Consider the following 19,237-nt stretch of genomic DNA (forward strand, 5'->3'; position numbering starts at 1 on the left):
GTGCCTAGCTCACCAGCTCGAATCGGTTGCCGCGCTGCCCTTGTCGCGTGCGACAGCACCGTCCGCGAAACTGTCCTCACGCGCCGCGGGCGGGGTCAACGGGGCCTCGATCGTCTCGGGGATGCGCATGTCGGGAATGCCGTCGATGAGATCGGACAGCGAGGGCAGACGAGCGCGCTGCTCCTGGAACGGCGCCATCAGCTCACCGACCTTACGACCGACTTCCTCTGCGGCCAGCTGCGCGGCTTCCGTTACCGCCTTGGCGATTTCGGAATAGGTGAGATCCTCGATATCCGGGCCGAACTTGGTCTCGATGATCTTGTTGTCCGCATTGACGGTGACGGTGACTCGCTTGCGCACCGTGGCACGACCGGTGATCTCGGCACGTTCACGTTGAATCCGCGCGACATGCCGGAACTGCGCCTGCACGCCCTCGATGATTTCGTGCAGATCGGCCTTTTCCCGCTCGTTGGTCATCGGCTACTCGCTCGAATCAGCCCGGACGAGGTTGGCGTCGATCCGAACCGTCCACACCATCGCCCTCATCCCTCCACAGTGATGTATTCGAGCACACCACAACTCATCCGGCTACGCAACAGACTCGCATCGACGGACTAATCCTTCATTACGACAACATGAATGGACGGTTCGACTCCGAGCAGTCGCCCGTCCAGGGCACCGCTCAGCATTCGATCCGATTACCAGCAGCGTCCCACTGAAGTGAGGACACCTGCTTGCCCGCCGAGTCGAAGCATTCCTCGCGCACCAGATTTCCGTCGATGTCCCAATGGACCCAGGTCCCTATCGGTCCCGAGGCTGTGACGACACCGATGGCCTCGAGCGAGCCGTCCGGCCTGTATCGCTGTTCGAGCGCATCGGCGGCGATCACAGGGATATCGGTCAACGAGCCGCCCGCCTCGTCCCAGACTCGTTGCGCGAGTGTGCTTCCGTCAGCACCGAGCACTGTCATCTTCTGCGGTGATCCGTCGGGAAACCAGCGTAACCACAGGCCGATTCCTCTGTTGCGCTCGGTGGCACCCAGATGACGGCGTCTGTCGGTGATGTACCAACCCCGCGAGGGACCGGTACCGAATCCATCGAGGTAGGTGTCCAGTCTGACGATGACACCGTCGGGGTCACCGCCCGCACGCTCGATCATCTGACCGTGAAACGGCTCGCCGTCGAAGAGGACACGGCTACCGTCCTGAATGGTCGACAGCCGAGGATCACCGACCAGCACGGCGTCGCCGTCTATGCCCTTGTCCCAGCGTTCCCGATCCGTCTCTTCGAGCACATCCCCCGATTCGGACCACCGCGCCCGAAGCCTCAGTCGACCCGAATCCGAATAGATCTCGCGCTGTTTGCGCTGTCCATCCGGGTACCACTCATCCCAGGTTCCGATCGGCAGACCGCGTTCGTATCGGCGCGAAGCGCGCTCGGCGCCTCCGGGGTACCAGTGCGAACTACTCCCCTCGAGCACTCCGTTCACGTATGTCGAATACTCCAGCAGTCCGCCGTCGTCGTCGAACTCGACCACGTCGCCCGTGAACGGTGTGCCTTGGTACCAGGCCAGACCGGCGGACTCGTCGCGCGCGAGATCGGCGTCGGTCGTCTCGACCGGGAGGGTGGTCATCCCCAGATCACCACCCGGTCCACCCGAATACGGCTCGCGGCAACGGCCTGAAGGTGTCCACTCACCACCGCGGTCACGTCATGCCGTCGGTGTTGCCGCGCTCCATCTTCTCGAGCAGCACCGCGCTATCGATCTGACCGTCGGCGAATTCTCCCATCGTCGTGGCCATGGTCGCCGCGTTGGTCGTGGTGTTGGTACGCGAGGCGTCGTAGCCATCGTTACCGCCGGGGCCGTTGAAGAAGTTCTTGCCCAACTTGTCATTGCCCCAGGGGGTGCCGCGACCGTTGATCGCCCCGTTGAGCGTGTCCAGCACGGTGGTGATCTTCTCGCTGACCGTGCGCGACTTGCCCGCCGCGGCCCGGAAAAGGTCCGCGTCGTACTCCAACTTGTCTGCCATCGCCCCGTCCCTTCAGCAGTGATACTTCGAGCACACCACAACTCTTTCGGCCGCGCAACAGGCTCCCATCGTCGGGCGAATCTGTCGTTACGACAATATGAATGGCGCGTTCCCGCGTTCGCTCACAACAAACTCACCGTCCTCGTTCCACGGCTTCCAGTCGACGGCGAGGCCCCTATCCGTCAGCATCCCGACGTAGCGCGGCGACCTTCGATGCCAACCCTGCTGAAGCCCTCGGGCCTCACCCGTCTACGTAGGTTCGGAGTTCGATGATCGGCGAATCCTCGCACGCGCGCTCGTAGATCTGGCCGGTGAACGGACCGAGTCGACGCGGGGTGGCCGGAGCGGAATTCACGCTCGTAGCGGTCGACACCGTCGGGGTAGGACTCGATGGTTCGCCCGGTGAACGGTTCGTCCCGGTACAGCAATCGGTCGCCGTCCCGACGCAGCGCGGCGTCGGAGACATCGATCGGGTTGCGCGTCGCGTCGGTCATGGGCCTCCTTCGTGCCGGTCGCGCACCACGTTACGCAAGGCTCCTACGCGCTGGCCTCCCAGTGCGATTCCACACGGCCCATCATGCGCTGGATAGAGGCATTGATCTGCTCGATCAGGGCGGTGCGGGACAGGGGGGCGGCGGTCGGGCTGTCCGAGGGCAGCGTGATGACGTACCGGCCGTCGTCGGGGAGGTCGCGCCAGACGAGGATGTCGCGATGCATGCCGCGGGAGCCGAACATCGACTGGTTCTGCAGGATGTTGATGGTGCCGGTGCGGTCGGCGGGGGTGTCGAAGAATTCGGCGCTGCGCTGGGCGATCGAGGTGCCCGCTTCCTCGAAGAACATCGATGAGCCGGAGTGGTGTTCGGCGGAATCGGGGTGGACGTCGGTGACCAAGGGCAGGACGCCCTTGCGGCCCGCGCCGACGTCGGGCATCAAGTCGACGATCGCGTCGGCCAGGCCGTGCGGACCGCAGTCGGTGATGATGTAACCACCGCTGTGCGTTGGTGTTTCGCCGGGCAGCTGATTGATGATGTAGCCGTTGGCGCCCGCGCGCGCCGCCCTCGCCTTGAGCCAGCGCTGCGCGTCGTCGCGTTCGCGGTCGTTCCAGCCGCGCAGGCGCAGATAGACATCGGGACGCTCGAGCACGTCGAAGACCGCGCGGAGCGTGGGGTCGACGGTGTGCTGCAAGCGCTGCCAGGTGTCGTACTTCTCCCGCTCGTAATCCGTGTGCAGCGCTGTGGTGGCCTGGAAGGTCAGCGGGCGGGGCAGGCCGTTGCCGACGAAACGCTGCCAGAGGACACGGAATTCGACATCTGTGAATTCCCACGTGCGGGTCATGCGTCGGCCTCGGGCCGACCGAAGACCGCCGAGGTGACATCGACCTGTTCGAGAGTGTGCAGCGGGATCGGCGCCGCCTCGGTCTGCGGTGCGGCGACCATGCCTGCGATCGGCGCGACGACTTCATCCAAACCGGACAGGAGATTGGAGAAGTCGGGCAGCGAGGCACGCGGGAACGCCTCCGCGAGCGTCGCCTCGGCCGTCTCGGACTCTCCCGACCCGTCGGCATCGGCCTGCTCGCCGGGCAGCTCGATACCCAGCAGGTCCGCCAGCGGCTCCAGCACGGGGTTGGCCGCGATCACCGCGCTGACCTCCGGAGACTGCGCGAGCACATCGGCCAGATCCGGGAACTGCTCGAACAGCCTGCCGAGCTGGGTCAGATCGGGTAGGCCGGAACTCAGGCCCGCCGACGCCTGTTGCAGAGCGCCCTGCACCGCGGTTTGCAGGTTCGGCAACGCCTGGGACAGCCCGGAGATCGCGGAGTTGACCGCCGACATCAGCGGGGACACCGCCGACATCAGCGGGGACAGGATGTCGGCCCCGCCGCCCGTCCCCGGACTCGTCGACCCCGCCCCGATACCAGCCAGGCCGGGAATACCTGTGCCGGAGCTACCCGCGCCGGGGGCGCCGGTCTGCCCGGCGCCCGTGCCCGCGACGCCCGACTGGAGTTGTCCGAGCGCCTGCTGCGCTGCCTGACCGGCCGCGGAGATCTGCGGCTGCGGCTGGGTCTGCTGGGCGCCCGGCTGTTGAGTGGTCGGTTGCTGTGAACCGGGCTGCTGCTGCGAACCCGACGGCTGCTGCTGCGTGGTCGGCTGCTGCGAACCCGGTGGTTGCTGCGAACCCGGCGGCTGTTGCGTGGTTGGCGGCTGCTGCGTAGTCGGCGGCTGCTGCGTGGTCACCGGCCCCGCCGGTGCGGCCGGATCGGTCACCGCCGGGAAGAACTTCTCGGTCTGGTGGACGCCGGTGACGTAGTGCCGCTCGTACCGCTCACGGTTCTCATCGAGATCGTCGTCGCATCTGTCCTCGGTCTCGATCGGCATGCAGGCCTTCGTCGCGTACAGCCAGTCGGCGGTGTATTCGAGATTCGCCTGGGTCATCTTGAACGAGTCGTGCAGGTCGTACACCGACGCCGCGAATGTGGAAATCGCCGCGAGCGCGGCGTCACCGCCTTGGCTCTCCCAGGTGGTCGAGGTGATCGTCGCGAGCTTCTGCTGTAGGTCGTACGCGGCGGTGTGGACCTGGGTCGCCATCGCCTCCCAGACGGGTGCATCCTCGGCCACCTCGCCCCACGAGATGCGCTGACCGAGGTCGTACAGATCCCGCCACGACATGTTGTCCGCGGCCCGGACCGGGATCGGCACGCCGACGCCCTCCGCCTTGACGCGTGTCCCCTCGGGCAACTTCGGAGCTTTCGCGGTGTCGATGTCGTAGTCGTGCTTCGTGTAGTCGATCGTGATCGTAGACCCGGAGATGTGGACATCTATGTCCGAGTTAGCCGGCTTGTACTGACCCGCCTGGGTGATCGAACCGGACAGATCCCTGGCACCGGGCGAGGAGTTCACCCTGCCGAGGTCGCCCTTCATCGTCGAGAGCTGGTCGGCCGAGTACTTGTCGGTGTTGGTATAGGTGTCACCGGCGGCCTTGAACAGGTCGACGAGGTCGTGCAGGGCGTCGATGAACCGCCCCACCGACTCCTTGGCCTGGGTGGCTTCGTCGATGAAGCGTTGACGCAGCGGCGGGCCCGCGATCACCTCGGAACCGCCGAGGTGCTGGGCGTCGAACGTATTGAGGTGCTTGGAGTCGAACAGCGCCTGACAGCCCTTGAAGACCTCGATGGCCGTGCTGCACGCCTTGGCCGCCTCGAGCGCGGCACCCGTCTCCACCCGGACCTTCGCCCGGCCTGCCAACCCCGACCAGGGAGTTTCGCTACCCACGCCACTCGCTCCTCGATGCATTCCGCCGACGGCTCTCGCCGGTGAGCCGGAATGGTCGAAGTTTAGCCACCACGGCGGAACATGCCCAGCCCCAGAAGTTTCCGGCTACCTCGACATCCGGTCATATGGACGGCCGGGGGCGATCTGTGACAGACCTTGCTCTGCTCCGCAAGAATCTCCCACGGCCCCGTTCCCACGCGCAATGCTCCCCGACGCCCACCACCCGACCACATTCGTCCAAAACGCTGTATGCCGAGTGATTTACGAGTCTATGCCACTGGAGCGAGACAGGCACGCGCAATCGTAGGTCGAGCGAAACATGCATGCGCACTGCCTAATTCGATATCGATTGCCATCGACGGCAACTCCCCGGCATCGCGCACCCGCGGGAATGAAAGGATCAACCGTATGCGAGTACTGGTGCAGCGGGTAACGGCGGCGCAGGTCGTGGCGGACGGCGAACTCGTCGGCCGGATAGCACCGAATCCCCAGGGGCTGGTCGCCCTGGTCGGTATCACCCACACCGACACCGAGGCCACCGCCAAAACCCTCGGCGACAAACTCTGGCGGCTGCGCATCCTGGACGGGGAACGTTCCGCCGCGGATCTGGACGCTCCGATTCTGGTGGTCAGCCAGTTCACCCTCTACGCCGACACCGCGAAGGGCCGCCGCCCTTCCTGGTCCGCCGCCGCACCCGGCCCCGTCGCCGAACCGCTCGTCGAGTGTTTCGCCCGTGCCCTGCGCGACCTCGGCGCGACGGTCGCCACCGGCAGGTTCGGCGCCCATATGCGCGTCGAACTGGTCAACGACGGGCCCGTCACCGTTCTGCTCGAGGCCTGATACCGCGCTGTTCTCGGCCGACATCCAGCACGGCCGAGGAACCCCGGTCGACGACGTGGCGATCCGGCGCCGCTACTGGTTCGGGCGCTGGCGGGAGCGTACCCGATCAACTCCGCATTGTCTTGGGCGTGTGAGCCCGACATATGGCAGACTCTGCGCGAGCACGAATGCGGCCGATCGACGACCGTATGCGGAAGGTGATGCGGGAGTTGGGTTCGCGATGGAACTGAGCGCGATCGAGCGTCAGGTAGCTGCGGATCGTAGCGCCGCCAGAGACCGAACGGTCGACGCCGAACTACGACTGGCCACGACACTGGTCGAACTCGCCAAAGCCATGATCGCCACGAAGACCGATCCGGCCGCGCGCAGGGACCGGACCCTCGAGGCCCTCGCGCCCGCCCAGGAGGCGGTGGGCCTGCGGTTGCACTGGTTCGCCAACGGGAATGTGTCGGCGCGTTCCGCTGGCGAGTTGCAGGAAGCGCTGCGCGTTTTCGAACAGGCGACCCGCTCGGCCAACCGGCGTGAGTTGGCGGCGAGCACCATCCGTGGCGCGTGCGCGGTATATCTACAAGCCGCGCAGAGCGATCCGGCGGTCGCGGGCATGTGCGCGGACTGCCTCGGGAAATGCGGGGTCTGGCTCGGACGCCTCGATCAGAATGCCGCCGTCGCCGCGACCGAGGACGCCGCGCGTATCCGCAGCGAACTCGCCGCCGCGAATCCGGAGTTGGCGGGCAAATACCTGCAGAGTCTGAGCACGCTGTTGCGCACCCTGATGGTCGGGCGCTCCCGCAAGCAGGCGATCTCGATGTACCGCGAGCGGTATGCCGCGTTCACCTCAACGAGTATGACGATTCGGCTGCGCGCCTGCGGTATTCGCGATCTCGATCTGACCCCGAAGTCGTACAACGCGCTGGTCGAACTGGAATGCCGCACCCTGGAGCAGGCGGGGCGCCTGACCCAGCAGCAAATCCTGCGCAAGACCTCGGGCGACCTATCGACGGTCGAGGAGATCAACTGGCGTTTGGCGCTGGTCGGTCTGCGCCCGCTCGCGCCCGGCGAAGATCCCGATCCGCCCTCGGCTCCTGTCGAGATCGGCCCGACCTTCGGTGCGCTCGGTGTGCGCTGTCCGGACAAGAACGCCATCAACCTCCTGCGTGCGGCCATCATCGAGGCGTATGCCCTCGACGATATCCACCTCGTCGACAGCGCGACCTATCTCACCGCGGACGAAGACGATTGGGTGATCGGCGACCCGGAGCTGAACACCTCGAGCACGCTCGGCGACGATGTGGTGCTGATCGAACTGTCCTATGGCGGATGGGTCACCGTCATGAGCATGAACTGGGAACTGTCGCCGGTCGGCAGAAATCCGCTGGCGCTTCGGCTCTCGCGACAGTGGCCGGTCTTCAGCGTCACCGCGACCGCGAACATGTCCTACGAGCTGTGCCGCTACGAACAGGGCCGGGCCACCCAGTACGCCGCGCTCGGCCGTCCGGCGGGACCGGCCACCTTGGATGAACCGCTGGCACCGCTGGATTTCGGCATGCTCGCCGCCTACGGCGCGCATTTCGCCACCGAGACCAAACTCCGCTCCGCCTTCGGCAACACCCAGGGCTTCGCGAATCTGACGTATCTGCCCAGCGGCGGCATCCGTCAGGTCCGCAAGACCATGCCGCTCATCGACCACGATCACGTGCTGTTCTTCCGTAAGACCGGCCAGTCCTGAGCGCCACGTCCTCATCCATCGATCCCCGAAGCGACCGCAGATACAGACGAACGCACCCCGGCCGGAAGGCCATGGGTGCGTTCGGACAGTTGCGCGAGTGGAGGATTACTCCGGGCGAAGGGTGAGAATTCGCGGACCGTCCTCGGTGACCGCGACGGTGTGCTCCCAGTGCGCGGCACGCGAACCGTCGGTGGTGACCACGGTCCAGTCGTCGTCGAGCACCTTCGTCTGGGTGGTACCGAGGGTCAACATCGGCTCGATGGCCAGCACCGAACCCACGACGAGTTTCGGCCCCTTACCCGGCGCGCCCTCGTTCGCCAGGAACGGATCCATATGCATCTCACGCCCGATCGCGTGTCCGCCGTATCCGTCGACGATGCCGTAGGCGCGACCGTGCTTCTCCTCGGCCGCGCGAGTGCCGAGTTCGATGGCGTGCGAGACATCGGTGAGCCGATTACCCGGCAGCATCGCCGCGATACCGGCCTCCATCGACAGTTTCGTCGCCTCGCTCAGCAACTCGTCGGCCTCGATGATGATGCCGACCCCGAACGTCCACGCCGAATCGCCGTGCCAGCCATCGAGAATCGCACCGCAGTCGATGGAAACGAGATCGCCTTCGGTGAGCATCTCCTCGGCGACCGGAATCCCGTGTACAACGCGGTCGTTCACCGACGCGCAGATCGACGCGGGAAATCCGTGATAGCCCTTGAAGGAGGGCACCGCACCGGCGTCCCGGATCACCTGTTCGGCGACCTCGTCCAGTTCCAGGGTTGACACCCCCGGCTTGGCCGCCGCGCGCACGGCGACCAGGGCACGGCCGACGACCGCACCCGCCGCCGCCATGGCGTCCAGCTCACCGGCGGTGCGGAAGGGCACCACCTTCTTGTTCTTGCTACGGCCGAAGACCATCGCGGCTCAGCGCTCCCGATTCCGGGACATTACCCAGGTTGGGGACATTACCCAGGTTGGGGACATTACTGTCCCAGCGCGCGCAGAGCGCGCGCGTTGACGTCGTCGACCTCGCCGATCCCGTCCACCGTGACAACGAGACCGTCGTAATGCTGCAGCAGCGGCTCGGTCTCCTCGCGGTACACCCGGAGCCGGTTGCGGATCACGTCCTCGTTGTCATCGGCGCGACCGCGCGCGAGCATCCGCTCGACCACGGTGTCCTCGGCGACGACGAAGCACAGGACCGCGTCCAGTTTCGTGTCCATATCGCCGAGGATCTTCTCCAGGGCATCGGCCTGGTCGATGGTGCGCGGGTAGCCGTCGAGCACGAAGCCGTTGGCGGCGTCCGGCTCGGCGACCCTGGCCTCGACCATGCGGTTGGTGACGTCGCTCGGCACCAGATCGCCGGCATCCATGTACTTCTGCGCTTCACGGCCCAGCGGGGTCTGCTGGCTGATATTCGCGCGGAACAGATCCCCGGTGGAGATGTGCGGGACGCCCAGCTTCTCGGACAGCAGGACGGCCTGGGTGCCCTTGCCGGCACCCGGCGGACCGAGCAATACAACTCTCACTTGAGGAACCCTTCGTAATTTCGATTCATCAGCTGGCTCTCGATCTGCTTCACCGTGTCGAGACCGACGCTCACCATGATGAGCACCGCGGTGCCGCCGAACGGGAGGTTCTGCGCACCGCCGGAGGAGCCGATATCGAGGAACAGGTTGGGCAGCACTGCCACGAGACCGAGGTAGATCGAGCCGGGCAGGGTGATGCGGCTCAGGACGAAATTCAGATAGTCGGCCGTCGGCCTACCGGGACGATAGCCGGGGATGAAGCCGCCGAACTTCTTCATCTCATCCGCGCGTTCCTCCGGGTTGAAGGTGATCGCGACGTAGAAGTAGGTGAAGAACACGATCAAACCGAAGTAGATCGCGATGTAGACCGGGTTGCCCGGGTTCACCAAGTATTTCTGGATGACCTCTTGCCACCAACTCGGATCCTTCGCGTTCTGCGAACCCGTCAGCTGAGCGACCAGGTTCGGCAGGTACAACAGCGAGGAGGCGAAGATCACCGGGATGACGCCCGCCTGGTTGACCTTCAACGGCAGGTAGGTCGATGATCCGCCATACATCTTGCGGCCGACCACCCGTTTGGCGTACTGGACGGGTATCCGCCGCTGGCCCTGTTCGACGAAGATCACCGCGGCGATGATGACGAAAGCCGCCACGAGGACCAGGCCGAAGATCAGACCGCCACGGCTGTCGAGGATGTTCTTGCCCTCGGTCGGGATCCTGGCCGCGATACCCGCGAAGATCAGCAGCGACATGCCGTTGCCGACGCCGCGTTCGGTGATCTGCTCGCCGAACCACATGACCAGCGCCGCGCCAGCGGTCATGACCAGCACGATGATGATCATGCCGAAGATACTGGTGTCCGCCAGGATGTCCTTCTGGCAGCCCTGGAGCAACTGACCGCGCGCCGCGAGCGCGACGAGACCCGTTGCTTGCAGGATCGCCAGCGCGATCGAGAGATAGCGCGTGTACTGCGTCATCTTGGTCTGGCCGGATTGGCCTTCCTTGCGCAGTTCCTCGAACCGCGGGATGACGACGGTCAGCAGCTGAATGATGATGCTGGCGGTGATGTAGGGCATGATGCCGATCGCGAAGACCGACAACTGCAGCAGCGCACCACCCGAGAACAGGTTGATGAGCTGGTAGATGCCCTGGGAGTCACCACCGGAGACCAGGTCGATACATTCCTGCACCGCCTTGTAGTCGACGCCGGGGGACGGCAGCGCGGCACCCATGCGGTACAACGCGATCAACCCCAGCGTGAAGAGAATCTTCCGCCGTAAGTCCGGAGTCCGGAAGGCCGATACGAAGGCGGAAAGCACAAATCCTCCTGGCGCGAACGACATGGTCATGACATGGATATTTCAGCGATGTCCAACTCTGGAGAAGCCGAAAACCATGACGTGGCTTGGCAGACAACAATTGAACTCTAACAGCGACACCGGACGGGCCTTCACCCGTCCGGTGCCCACTACGTTGAGAGTACCGTCAGCCCAGCTCGGTGACAGTGCCACCGGCAGCGGTGATCTTCTCCTTGGCGGAGCCGGTCACCTTGTCGACGGTCACCTGGACCGCGACGCCGATCTCGCCGTCGCCGAGGACCTTGACCAGCTGGTTCTTCCGAACCGCGCCGGCCGCGACCAGCTCGGCCTTGCCGACCTCGCCGCCCTCGGGGAACAGCTTGGCGATCGAGCCGACGTTCACGACCTGGTACTCGGTACGGAACCGGTTCGTGAAGCCCTTGAGCTTGGGCAGCCGCATGTGCAGCGGCATCTGCCCACCCTCGAAGGCGGCGGGGACGTTCTTGCGCGCCTTGGTGCCCTTGGTACCACGGCCCGCGGTCTTGCCCTTGGAGCCCTCACCGCGACCCACACGGGTCTTGTCGGTCTTGGAGCCCGGAGCCGGACGCAGGTGATGCAACTTGATGGTCATGTCAGACCTCCTCAACTGTCACGAGGTGGCGCACGACGTTGATCAGGCCACGGTTCTGAGGGGTGTCCTCACGAACCACGGTCTGACGGATCTTCCGCAGGCCGAGCGTGCGAAGGCTCTCCCGCTGGTTCACCTTGGCGCCGATCGACGACTTGATCTGGGTCACCTTGAGATCTGCCATTACCTGGCACCTCCCGCTGCCTGAGCGCGTGCGCGCAGCATGCCCGCGGGGGCGACGTCCTCGAGCGGCAGGCCACGACGGGCCGCGACCTCTTCCGGACGCTGCAGCATCTTGAGTGCCGCAACCGTCGCGTGCACGACGTTGATGGCGTTGTCGCTACCGAGCGACTTCGCCAGAATGTCATGGATGCCAGCGCATTCCAGCACGGCACGAGCCGCACCACCGGCGATCACACCGGTACCGGGCGAAGCCGGACGCAGCATGACCACACCGGCCGCCGCCTCACCCTGAACCGGGTGGGTGATGGTGGAGCCGATCATCGGAACGCGGAAGAAGCCCTTACGAGCCTCCTCGACACCCTTCTGGATGGCCGCGGGAACTTCCTTGGCCTTGCCGTAGCCGACGCCGACCAGACCGTTGCCGTCACCGACGATCACGAGGGCGGTGAAGCTGAAGCGACGACCACCCTTCACGACCTTGGAGACGCGGTTGATCGCTACGACGCGCTCGAGCTGGTTCTTATCGGTCTGCTGGTCACGACGGTCACCGCCGCCGCGCCGATCACGGCCACCGCCGCGGCCGTCGCGGTTGTCGCCGCCACCGGCGGCACCAGTCTGCTGTCCGGCGGGTCCGCTGCCGCCGTCACGCCTTTGACGTCCCGGCATCAGACGTTCCTTCCGTTGATGAAATCGAATCGCAAGCTGTGTTGAATACTCGCTCCGCAAGCTCCGCTCATTAGAACTTCAACCCACCTTCGCGAGCGGCATCGGCCAGCGCCGCGATGCGGCCGTGGTAATCGTGACCACCACGGTCGAATACGACGGCATCGACGCCAGCGGCCTTGGCACGCTCGGCCAGCAGTTCGCCGACCTTCTTGCTCTTGGCCGACTTGTCGCCGTCCAGTGCGCGCACATCGGCCTCGATGGACGACGCGGCGGCGATGGTCTTGCCGATCGAGTCGTCGACGAGCTGCGCGTGCAGGTGACGCGAGGAGCGGTTGACCACCAGGCGCGGACGCTCGGTGGTGCCGACGACCTTCTTGCGCAGACGGAAGTGACGGCGGGTCTTCGACAGACGACGCGTCGTGGACACGTCCTTGCCACGCGGCTTGCGCTTGGCGATCTGGTTTTCGGTTTGCGCCATGATCACTTACCCGTCTTTCCGACCTTGCGGCGAACGACCTCGCCGGCGTAGCGGATGCCCTTGCCCTTGTACGGGTCGGGCTTGCGCAGTCCGTGGATCACAGCGGAGATCTGACCGACCTTCTGCTTGTCGATTCCGGACACAGCGAATTTGGTGGGCGATTCCACCGCGAAGGTGATGCCCTCGGGGGCCTCGATCGGCACCGGGTGGCTGTAGCCGAGAGCGAACTCGAGGTTCGACCCCTTGGCCTGCACGCGGTAACCGACGCCGAAGATTTCCATCTTCTTCTCGTAGCCCTTGGTCACGCCCTCGACCATGTTGGACACCAGGGTCCTGGTCAGGCCGTGCAGCGAGCGGTTCTGACGATCATCGTTCGGGCGAGCGACCTCGAGCTGGCCGTCCTCACCCTTGGTGATGGTGATCGGTTCGGCGACCGTGTGGGACAGGGTGCCCTTGGGCCCCTTCACCGAGACGACCTGGCCGTCGATGTTCACCTCGACACCCGCGGGGATTGCGATGGGCTTCTTGCCAATACGCGACATTGTCCTGACCTCCCGTTACCAGACGTAGGCGAGGACTTCGCCGCCCACGCCTTGTTTGGCCGCCTGACGATCAGTGAGCAGACCGGTCGACGTGGAAATAATCGCCACGCCGAGGCCGCCCAAGACCTTGGGCAGGTTGGTGGACTTCGCGTACACACGCAGACCGGGCTTCGACACGCGACGCAGGCCCTGCAGGCTGCGCTCACGGCTGGGGCCGTACTTGAGGTCGACGACGAGGGCCTTGCCCACCTCGGCATCCTCGGTCCGGTAGTCGGCGATGTAACCCTCGCGCTTGAGGATCTCGGCGATATTCACCTTGATCTTCGAATGCGGAGCCTTCACCTGATCGTGGTACGCCGAGTTGGCGTTGCGCAGACGCGTCAAGAAGTCTGCGATCGGATCAGTCATGGTCATGGTTAGACCTCGACACCTTTCTCGCCGCGGTTCCCATACAACACCGACCTGCGCGAGGCATGACGGCCGTGGGCCTACAGCAATGGGGCTGGTCCGGCCGACACTTGCCGACCGGATGAGTTCTCTTACGAGCGCTCGGTGCCGGGGCTGGCCGCACGTCGATCCGGACACTACATCGGAGATATGCGGACACAGATATGCCCAGGCAACCGCTCTAGTGTAGGCAACGGCCTGACCAGGACAAAATCAGGGGTCGAACCGGTCGTCACACAACTATCATGAGCGTCATGGCGAGTCCGCTGGTCGAACGCCCCGACCTCCCCGCATACATGACATGGGAGCAGCTCGAGCAACTGCCAGACGAGGTCGCACGCCAGATCGAGCTATGGGACGGGCGTGTGATGTGGGTGCGGCGTGGGCCTGCGGAGCATCAGGAGTTCACCAATCTGATCTGGAGCGGCCTCCGCCGCTGCGCCCGAAACGACATGGCAGGCGATCCACAGCATTGCTGGCGGGTCCACACCGAGACCAACATCTTCTTCGGGCGGGCCGGTAAGTCCGATTTCGTCACACCGGACTTCCTGGTGCAGCGGTGCCTGCCCGAGCCGTATCAGGATGTGCGTGCCGACGACGTCCTGCTCGCGGGTGAGGTCCTCTCCCCATCCAACTCACAGACCGATATCGATGAGAAGAAAGCCAAATACGCGAAAGCGGGAATCCCCTGGTACTGGGAAGTGACCTTGGCGCGCGAGAAGAGCGCGATCGCGATGATCCGCGCCTTCGCCCTCGAAACCTCCCACGGCCCGCTGCCCGAGGGCGTCCATCCTTTGTATCCGGCTAATTACCTGCTGACCGGAAAATGGACACCCAAGGATTCCGACGCGATCAGCACCGAATTCCCTTTCCCCATTCACATCCCGTGGAGCGAGCTCGAATTCTGACCATCCGGTCGCACCGCCACCCCCGGATTCGACTGGGAGACTGTAGATCTGGACGCGAAGCGAGAGCCCCGCGTTTGATTCTCCTCACGCCACCACACCTGGAATGACCATCACTCAGTGAACTCGGACCCGCCCTGCGGTGAAGTAGGCAACAGCGTGATCCACGGCCGATACCGGCTGGTCCAGATTACTCAGAGCGAAGCGCAACCCCTTGGTGCCGAAGATGTGTTTGTTCAGAGCGTTTTGCACGTCAGGATTCTCGAGCCCGACCACGCCGGGAGTCCTCGCGTCGACTCCGGGGAAGATGTCGATGACGACGAAGTGTTGACGCCTCCACCGGTGCAATCGAAACCCCTGAACAGTGCCCCACGGCAGGAAGACCGATTCCGGGGTGGCATCACTCTTCATCTCCACACCGAAGCCGGAGAGTCGCATCGCCCACGGCGGCATACCCTTGTCCTGCCACATATTTCGCACCTTCCGAAATGCGCGCAGTTTGCGAATCCCGAAGTAGGCGAACAAGGCGGCGAGCGCGAACAGCAGGAGGCCGATCGGTTCGGCCGACAAGAGGAGTAACAGCCCGAGCACTACGAACCCGACTGCCGCAGCCACATCGCAAGCAGCAGAGAACGTGCCCAATGTGATCGTACGGCTCCGGGCGCGCTGTAATGCTTGGAAATCTATGCCGACTACGAACTCCCCCACGCTGTTCACGCAACGAGGCTACCAGCGGGGCATCCGATGTCGGCACGGGCGGCCGTTCGACCGGCTCCTGATTTTCGCCATGCGGAAAGTCACCTGCCACCGGTGGAATACGACTACGTGCCCGCACGGCACCGTGCACGGCATCGGGACTCCGGGGCACCCTCCGGGGCCGAACAGGCTCGGCGGTAGCGGTGAAGTAGATGTCGTCATCATCGTCGGGAGTGTCGAACGGCTCGATGACATGACCGAGCGACATATCGTGCGCCGCCGCGCTTTCCGTGGGTGAGTCGGGGTTGTCGCGGCGGCTCGCTGTGGGATCGACGTCGTACCCATCGGAAACAGGCGGCGCGATATCGGGGGGCGATTCCTCGGGCGATGATTCGTCGCGGGACGATCGCTGGAATCCATCGGAGTCATCGCCGCTTTCGCGATCGGTGTCGGACTCTGATGCGGCTGTGTCGTCTTCGTCATCGCCGAGGTTTTCGATAGCCTCCCGCACGGCGGCCCCCGCTCGCGCGAACGCGATCTTGTGCAATTCCACTACTACATCGGCTAATTGGCGCACCGACAGCCGCGCCGACCCGTCCCCCAACTCGATCGCGTGCAGCACCCCGTTCGCACCGACCGCGACGGTGACGGCGCCGTCCGACGACGAAGCCGTCCCGCGCGAGCGAGCCATAGCCGTATGGAGCCGCTCGATCCGCTTTGATTCCGAGCTTCGATCCCCCATGTCACTCCCGAACTCCCACCCCCCAGGGGTGGGGAAACTTGAACTGTCGCAGGGGATATGGTCACCAGGTGAGGAGCAGGGCCGAAAACCCTCCGCCGATCACGAGACAACCGACTATCAGCGCCGTCCACGCGATGGCGAATCGGGGGACGGCGTACCGCAGGAATGCGCCGAGTGCCACGGGCGGAAGCATGGGCAGAAGCCAGACATCGATGCCGAAGGGAAGGTCGGTGTCGATAATGCTGATCTCCGCTTGGAGGACGGCTATGAGCGTGAGCCAGTACAGGAATCCGCCCGCGATGATCCCGAGGGACATCTGCGCGACGGCTCCGCCGGTGCGGGCGAGGAGGGATTGATCGGGAGGCGGCACGGTGGGGTTGTCGTCCATTTCACTCGGGGCCGTTGAAGAAGACGAGGCTGTTCTTATTGGAATTCGTCGACGCGTCGGGTATGCCGTTCATCGAAACCTTCCTGGCATCCGAGTGGCGATGTCTGAGCGCGATTCTCTATCCGGCGCGTATCGCCCCTTCGTCGCCGCACGCGCGCCCGGCGGCAAGCCGACCGCCAAACCGTTCTACCGGATCCTGGTCCACCGTCAGTACGCTCGACCTCTGGAACGGCCTAGCCAACCGGGTCGGTGTCTCCACTGGTGTGACCAGGACAAATCGGGGGCGAACCGCCCCGCACGATGCCGGCACCGACGTGATCATGACGACGAATCCGCAGGCCGTGTACACAAAATGTGTACACTTCGAAGTATGGCAGACGAAGCGCTGACAATCCGTGAGTTCCGTGCAAGCCTAGCGAAGGTAGTAGACAGCGCGGTGGAAGACGGCGCTGTCACCGTGGTGACCCGCGACGGCGTTCGTGTAGGAGCCTTCATTCCCCTCTTCATGCTGGAGAAACTCGAAGAATGGGAGGATGAGGAGCTCGGCCGGATGGCAGCCGAAGCGCGGGCGGCCGACGATGGCTCGCCCGGTGTGAGCCTCACCGAAATGTATGCCCAGGTTCTGCAAGAGCCGAATGCCGGCGCGGTGTGAAGTATGCCTTCGAGTTCCGCCCGCTCGCCCAGCGGAACCTCCGCGCGATTCCCCAGCGTGATGCGATAGCCCTCTTGAATGCGTTGGCGGCGTTGGGAGATGACCCGTACACCCCGAACCAGGCGGTGAAACCGATGTCGGGTACGCCGGGACAGTTCAGGCTTCGGTGCGGAAACTATCGCGCGGTGTACGAGATCGTCGATGGCCGATTGATCATCTTGGTCATCGACGTCGGCCATAGGAGCGCCATCTATCGGCGACGGACCTGAGGGTCGCAACTCCGCCAATCTTGCGCCGCCCAATTACCAATACCGTCCCTCACCAGATGGACCGATCAGAATGTCTTCAGGATCCTGCTCGATCACCGCTACCTCGACACCGGCATCTGAATCTTCCTCCCGATCACGCTCGTGACCGGCGCCATCGAAGTAGATCCTGTTGGTCCGCACGGTTGTATGGAACGTCCACTTGGCCTTGTCGACAACCCGCTCGCGCTGACGGCAACTCTCGCAGTCTCCAAAAGCCGATTCGTCTCCCGATTCGTCATACGTCTCGTAATGCTTCTCGCATGGCTCGAATTCCGTCCAGTGCACATGGCCTTCGTCGCTCATGCCTCCGGTCGGTGGCCACTCCACGTCGAGCCACTGCCCCGGCTCGATCCCGCATGTCGCGATCCGCTCTTCCATCACGGTCTTCAGGTCGGCATCCGTCCAGGGCACGGCAGGAGGCAAAGCCGCATCTTCGATCGGGTCGAATCCACCCTGGACAGGTCGTAGACGTCGATGTAATCGCCGAATACCTTGCGCGTACCGAATTCGCCACGGGACTCGGCGACGAGTACGTCGACACCAGCAGTGTCACCGGCGCTGTCGCCCATTCGAAGAAGGGTGACGGTCTGCTGACCATTTCCGGCGGTATCGCCAAAGTGGCGATCGAGATGTCGGATTCGGGCAGCAAGAAGTGGAACGACTATCTCGACGAGACCGAGCGCAACCGTGGCGCGGTCGCCTCGCTCGGACTGGTCCGCTACCGAAAGCAGAACGGAAACAACGCTATTCGTGTACTCGGCCCGCGAAGGATCGTCCTGGCCTTCGACACCGATAACGACGATCCCGACCTGCTGCGGACGGCACTGCAACTCTTGCGGGCAAGCGCGCTCACCGCGAACACCCGGTCCGACACCGCGCAGATCACCACCGCCGAGGAGAAGATCTCCGAGGCGCTGGACCAGCTCGGCACCGTCGACCGGGTCAAACAGGCGGCAGGCGTGATCCACAAGAAGGCGCAGAGTATCGAGAATGACTGCACCACAATTTATTCGGGTATTGATCGTCTGCTTCGCGCCGCACTCGACGCGCTGAAACCCGCTCACGCCCACCACGATGCGACCGCACAAGGCGCCGCGTGAGAGTCACCGCGATAACCACCCTTATCACCCACCACCCTCGACCTCTGCCCGCCGGAGTGATCGAGTGATCCGACCCGGCCACGGCCTGAACGCCACGTGCCGATCGATCGAAAAGTCAAGAACGCAGGAGAAATGAAACTCACCAAATTCGCCGCTACCGCACTGCTGAGCATCGTGGCACTCGCCATCACCGATGGCACCGCCGCCGCCTCCCCGCACGCCACCGACCACGTCGACGCGGCAACGGCCGCGCCGCGGATCGCGCAGGGCATCGACCGCGGCATCGGCTTCACCTTCCAACGCGGCAGCGACGGCACAACACTCGACGCGATGATCACCGGAGGAAATTTTCGGCTCACCGAGGACACCATCGAGCTCAGCGCGGCTGACGGCAGCGCCGTGGCGAGCCTGCCCCTGGTCTTCACGGTCGACGACCAGGTGATCACGCTCGCACCGCGCCCCACCGCCGACAGCACAACCCTGGTCGCCGATGTCACCGCGCAGGACATCGGATACTGGCGCAAAACCTCTCCGAGGCAGCGCAGTATCGAAGCGGGCATGGGCATCGGCGCGGCGCTGGGCGGTATCGCGGGCGCTTTCGTCGGCATCGTGATCGGCATCGCCGCCTCGGGCCTGCTGATCCCGATCAGCCTGCCGATCGGACTGATAGTCGGCCTGCTCGGCGGTATGGCGGTCGGCGGTGCGGCTGGTGCTGTCATCCCCAACTCCGATATCCCCGACCAGTGGGATTACGAGGTGGAATGCCGGGGCAGCGGCGACTACCGGTACTGCTGGTAGTAACCGACTTGGCCCAGTAAC

General features: G+C 64.5%; 24 protein-coding genes and 1 pseudogene. 7 read left to right on the forward strand and 18 right to left on the reverse strand.

What is annotated here, in order from left to right; genetic code table 11:
* Nucleotides 1-9: 9 nt before the first annotated feature.
* The 5 genes from ABZS43_RS08350 to ABZS43_RS08370 all read right to left on the reverse strand — a co-directional run bounded on the left by ABZS43_RS08350 (nucleotide 10) and on the right by ABZS43_RS08370 (nucleotide 5,299).
* Entirely contained in the window at nucleotides 10-477 is a 468-nt protein-coding gene (locus ABZS43_RS08350) for a YbaB/EbfC family nucleoid-associated protein (RefSeq protein ID WP_355035144.1), read from the reverse strand.
* A gap of 205 nt (nucleotides 478-682) precedes the next feature.
* On the reverse strand, nucleotides 683-1,633 hold the full coding sequence (locus ABZS43_RS08355; protein WP_355035145.1) for a hypothetical protein: 951 nt from the start codon (nucleotides 1,631-1,633) through the stop codon (nucleotides 683-685).
* A gap of 73 nt (nucleotides 1,634-1,706) precedes the next feature.
* A complete protein-coding gene (locus tag ABZS43_RS08360; protein ID WP_355035146.1) occupies nucleotides 1,707-2,030 on the reverse strand; it encodes a hypothetical protein in 324 nt (107 codons plus the stop codon).
* Nucleotides 2,031-2,567: 537 nt separating this feature from the next.
* Nucleotides 2,568-3,365, reverse strand: coding sequence for an ESX secretion-associated protein EspG (locus ABZS43_RS08365; RefSeq protein ID WP_355035147.1), 798 nt, complete (start codon nucleotides 3,363-3,365; stop codon nucleotides 2,568-2,570).
* Nucleotides 3,362-5,299, reverse strand: a complete 1,938-nt coding sequence (locus ABZS43_RS08370; RefSeq protein WP_355035148.1) for a hypothetical protein — start codon at nucleotides 5,297-5,299, stop codon at nucleotides 3,362-3,364. Before ABZS43_RS08370 ends, ABZS43_RS08365 begins: the two co-directional genes overlap by 4 nt.
* Nucleotides 5,300-5,707: 408 nt before the next feature.
* Here ABZS43_RS08370 and dtd point away from each other — a divergent pair, with 408 nt between their 5' ends.
* Both dtd and ABZS43_RS08380 read left to right on the forward strand, forming a co-directional pair.
* A complete protein-coding gene (dtd, locus tag ABZS43_RS08375; RefSeq protein WP_355035149.1) occupies nucleotides 5,708-6,139 on the forward strand; it encodes a D-aminoacyl-tRNA deacylase in 432 nt (143 codons plus the stop codon).
* Between the two features lie 220 nt (nucleotides 6,140-6,359).
* Entirely contained in the window at nucleotides 6,360-7,865 is a 1,506-nt protein-coding gene (locus tag ABZS43_RS08380) for a hypothetical protein (RefSeq protein WP_355035150.1), read from the forward strand.
* Nucleotides 7,866-7,970: 105 nt separating this feature from the next.
* Here the strand turns inward: ABZS43_RS08380 and map are convergent, their stop codons facing one another.
* The 9 genes from map to rpsH form a co-directional block, all read right to left on the reverse strand.
* On the reverse strand, nucleotides 7,971-8,774 hold the full coding sequence (map, locus tag ABZS43_RS08385) for a type I methionyl aminopeptidase (protein WP_355035151.1): 804 nt from the start codon (nucleotides 8,772-8,774) through the stop codon (nucleotides 7,971-7,973).
* A 65-nt stretch (nucleotides 8,775-8,839) separates the two neighbouring features.
* Nucleotides 8,840-9,385 carry an adenylate kinase gene (locus ABZS43_RS08390; protein ID WP_355035152.1) on the reverse strand — a complete coding sequence of 182 codons (546 nt, stop codon included), beginning with the start codon at nucleotides 9,383-9,385 and terminating at the stop codon, nucleotides 8,840-8,842.
* Nucleotides 9,382-10,704 (reverse strand): preprotein translocase subunit SecY, encoded by a 1,323-nt coding sequence (secY, locus tag ABZS43_RS08395; protein WP_355035153.1) that lies wholly within the window; start codon nucleotides 10,702-10,704, stop codon nucleotides 9,382-9,384. The genes ABZS43_RS08390 and secY overlap by 4 nt, the downstream gene beginning before the upstream one ends.
* A gap of 166 nt (nucleotides 10,705-10,870) precedes the next feature.
* Complete coding sequence (rplO, locus tag ABZS43_RS08400; RefSeq protein ID WP_355035154.1) at nucleotides 10,871-11,314, reverse strand: 50S ribosomal protein L15; 444 nt, start codon at nucleotides 11,312-11,314, stop codon at nucleotides 10,871-10,873.
* Between the two features lies 1 nt (nucleotide 11,315).
* Nucleotides 11,316-11,495 carry a 50S ribosomal protein L30 gene (rpmD, locus tag ABZS43_RS08405; RefSeq protein ID WP_109525427.1) on the reverse strand — a complete coding sequence of 60 codons (180 nt, stop codon included), beginning with the start codon at nucleotides 11,493-11,495 and terminating at the stop codon, nucleotides 11,316-11,318.
* On the reverse strand, nucleotides 11,495-12,160 hold the full coding sequence (gene rpsE / locus ABZS43_RS08410; RefSeq protein ID WP_355035155.1) for a 30S ribosomal protein S5: 666 nt from the start codon (nucleotides 12,158-12,160) through the stop codon (nucleotides 11,495-11,497). Before rpsE ends, rpmD begins: the two co-directional genes overlap by 1 nt.
* 70 nt (nucleotides 12,161-12,230) lie before the next feature.
* Nucleotides 12,231-12,638 (reverse strand): 50S ribosomal protein L18, encoded by a 408-nt coding sequence (gene rplR, locus ABZS43_RS08415; RefSeq protein ID WP_355035156.1) that lies wholly within the window; start codon nucleotides 12,636-12,638, stop codon nucleotides 12,231-12,233.
* Between the two features lie 2 nt (nucleotides 12,639-12,640).
* Complete coding sequence (rplF, locus tag ABZS43_RS08420) at nucleotides 12,641-13,180, reverse strand: 50S ribosomal protein L6 (protein ID WP_355035157.1); 540 nt, start codon at nucleotides 13,178-13,180, stop codon at nucleotides 12,641-12,643.
* Between the two features lie 15 nt (nucleotides 13,181-13,195).
* The gene (gene rpsH / locus ABZS43_RS08425; protein ID WP_355035158.1) at nucleotides 13,196-13,594 is read right to left on the reverse strand and encodes a 30S ribosomal protein S8; all 399 of its coding nucleotides are present in this window, start codon (nucleotides 13,592-13,594) and stop codon (nucleotides 13,196-13,198) included.
* A 287-nt stretch (nucleotides 13,595-13,881) separates the two neighbouring features.
* Between rpsH and ABZS43_RS08430 the strand changes: the two genes are divergently transcribed.
* Complete coding sequence (locus tag ABZS43_RS08430; protein ID WP_355035229.1) at nucleotides 13,882-14,535, forward strand: Uma2 family endonuclease; 654 nt, start codon at nucleotides 13,882-13,884, stop codon at nucleotides 14,533-14,535.
* A 114-nt stretch (nucleotides 14,536-14,649) separates the two neighbouring features.
* Here ABZS43_RS08430 and ABZS43_RS08435 read toward each other — a convergent pair whose 3' ends face one another.
* The 3 genes and pseudogenes from ABZS43_RS08435 to ABZS43_RS08445 all read right to left on the reverse strand — a co-directional run bounded on the left by ABZS43_RS08435 (nucleotide 14,650) and on the right by ABZS43_RS08445 (nucleotide 16,358).
* On the reverse strand, nucleotides 14,650-15,147 hold the full coding sequence (locus ABZS43_RS08435; RefSeq protein ID WP_355035235.1) for a hypothetical protein: 498 nt from the start codon (nucleotides 15,145-15,147) through the stop codon (nucleotides 14,650-14,652).
* Between the two features lie 580 nt (nucleotides 15,148-15,727).
* Nucleotides 15,728-15,970 (reverse strand): annotated as a pseudogene (locus tag ABZS43_RS08440) (YbaB/EbfC family nucleoid-associated protein); the annotation flags it as partial.
* A gap of 61 nt (nucleotides 15,971-16,031) precedes the next feature.
* Nucleotides 16,032-16,358 carry a hypothetical protein gene (locus tag ABZS43_RS08445; protein ID WP_355035159.1) on the reverse strand — a complete coding sequence of 109 codons (327 nt, stop codon included), beginning with the start codon at nucleotides 16,356-16,358 and terminating at the stop codon, nucleotides 16,032-16,034.
* Between the two features lie 370 nt (nucleotides 16,359-16,728).
* Here ABZS43_RS08445 and ABZS43_RS08450 point away from each other — a divergent pair, with 370 nt between their 5' ends.
* Nucleotides 16,729-17,010, forward strand: a complete 282-nt coding sequence (locus tag ABZS43_RS08450; RefSeq protein WP_355035160.1) for a type II toxin-antitoxin system prevent-host-death family antitoxin — start codon at nucleotides 16,729-16,731, stop codon at nucleotides 17,008-17,010.
* Nucleotides 17,007-17,279: a type II toxin-antitoxin system RelE/ParE family toxin gene (locus ABZS43_RS08455; RefSeq protein WP_355035161.1), complete on the forward strand. Its 273-nt coding sequence runs from the start codon at nucleotides 17,007-17,009 to the stop codon at nucleotides 17,277-17,279. Before ABZS43_RS08450 ends, ABZS43_RS08455 begins: the two co-directional genes overlap by 4 nt.
* Before the next feature lie 33 nt (nucleotides 17,280-17,312).
* Here ABZS43_RS08455 and ABZS43_RS08460 read toward each other — a convergent pair whose 3' ends face one another.
* A complete protein-coding gene (locus ABZS43_RS08460; protein ID WP_355035162.1) occupies nucleotides 17,313-17,696 on the reverse strand; it encodes a hypothetical protein in 384 nt (127 codons plus the stop codon).
* Between ABZS43_RS08460 and ABZS43_RS08465 the strand changes: the two genes are divergently transcribed.
* Together ABZS43_RS08465 and ABZS43_RS08470 are read left to right on the forward strand one after the other, a co-directional pair.
* Nucleotides 17,675-18,418: a hypothetical protein gene (locus ABZS43_RS08465; RefSeq protein ID WP_355035163.1), complete on the forward strand. Its 744-nt coding sequence runs from the start codon at nucleotides 17,675-17,677 to the stop codon at nucleotides 18,416-18,418. The two genes, ABZS43_RS08460 and ABZS43_RS08465, sit on opposite strands and share 22 nt — an antisense overlap.
* A 132-nt stretch (nucleotides 18,419-18,550) precedes the next feature.
* A complete protein-coding gene (locus ABZS43_RS08470; protein ID WP_355035164.1) occupies nucleotides 18,551-19,216 on the forward strand; it encodes a hypothetical protein in 666 nt (221 codons plus the stop codon).
* Nucleotides 19,217-19,237: the final 21 nt, after the last annotated feature.

This window comes from Nocardia sp. NPDC005366 (assembly GCF_040606855.1).
Taxonomy (GTDB): Bacteria; Actinomycetota; Actinomycetes; order Mycobacteriales; family Mycobacteriaceae; genus Nocardia.

Excerpts from the sequence above, each read along its gene's own strand:
- ABZS43_RS08350 (WP_355035144.1), bottom strand. The coding sequence starts at position 477 with ATGACCAACGAGCGGGAAAAGGCCGATCTGCACGAAATCATCGAGGGC.
- ABZS43_RS08355 (WP_355035145.1), bottom strand. The coding sequence starts at position 1,633 with ATGACCACCCTCCCGGTCGAGACGACCGACGCCGATCTCGCGCGCGAC.
- ABZS43_RS08360 (WP_355035146.1), bottom strand. The coding sequence starts at position 2,030 with ATGGCAGACAAGTTGGAGTACGACGCGGACCTTTTCCGGGCCGCGGCG.
- ABZS43_RS08365 (WP_355035147.1), bottom strand. The coding sequence starts at position 3,365 with ATGACCCGCACGTGGGAATTCACAGATGTCGAATTCCGTGTCCTCTGG.
- dtd (WP_355035149.1), top strand. The coding sequence starts at position 5,708 with ATGCGAGTACTGGTGCAGCGGGTAACGGCGGCGCAGGTCGTGGCGGAC.
- ABZS43_RS08380 (WP_355035150.1), top strand. The coding sequence starts at position 6,360 with ATGGAACTGAGCGCGATCGAGCGTCAGGTAGCTGCGGATCGTAGCGCC.
- map (WP_355035151.1), bottom strand. The coding sequence starts at position 8,774 with ATGGTCTTCGGCCGTAGCAAGAACAAGAAGGTGGTGCCCTTCCGCACC.
- rplO (WP_355035154.1), bottom strand. The coding sequence starts at position 11,314 with ATGACCATCAAGTTGCATCACCTGCGTCCGGCTCCGGGCTCCAAGACC.
- rpmD (WP_109525427.1), bottom strand. The coding sequence starts at position 11,495 with ATGGCAGATCTCAAGGTGACCCAGATCAAGTCGTCGATCGGCGCCAAG.
- rpsE (WP_355035155.1), bottom strand. The coding sequence starts at position 12,160 with ATGCCGGGACGTCAAAGGCGTGACGGCGGCAGCGGACCCGCCGGACAG.
- rplR (WP_355035156.1), bottom strand. The coding sequence starts at position 12,638 with ATGGCGCAAACCGAAAACCAGATCGCCAAGCGCAAGCCGCGTGGCAAG.
- rplF (WP_355035157.1), bottom strand. The coding sequence starts at position 13,180 with ATGTCGCGTATTGGCAAGAAGCCCATCGCAATCCCCGCGGGTGTCGAG.
- rpsH (WP_355035158.1), bottom strand. The coding sequence starts at position 13,594 with ATGACCATGACTGATCCGATCGCAGACTTCTTGACGCGTCTGCGCAAC.
- ABZS43_RS08430 (WP_355035229.1), top strand. The coding sequence starts at position 13,882 with ATGGCGAGTCCGCTGGTCGAACGCCCCGACCTCCCCGCATACATGACA.
- ABZS43_RS08445 (WP_355035159.1), bottom strand. The coding sequence starts at position 16,358 with ATGGACGACAACCCCACCGTGCCGCCTCCCGATCAATCCCTCCTCGCC.
- ABZS43_RS08450 (WP_355035160.1), top strand. The coding sequence starts at position 16,729 with ATGGCAGACGAAGCGCTGACAATCCGTGAGTTCCGTGCAAGCCTAGCG.
- ABZS43_RS08465 (WP_355035163.1), top strand. The coding sequence starts at position 17,675 with ATGTCGCGATCCGCTCTTCCATCACGGTCTTCAGGTCGGCATCCGTCC.
- ABZS43_RS08460 (WP_355035162.1), bottom strand. The coding sequence starts at position 17,696 with ATGGAAGAGCGGATCGCGACATGCGGGATCGAGCCGGGGCAGTGGCTC.
- ABZS43_RS08470 (WP_355035164.1), top strand. The coding sequence starts at position 18,551 with ATGAAACTCACCAAATTCGCCGCTACCGCACTGCTGAGCATCGTGGCA.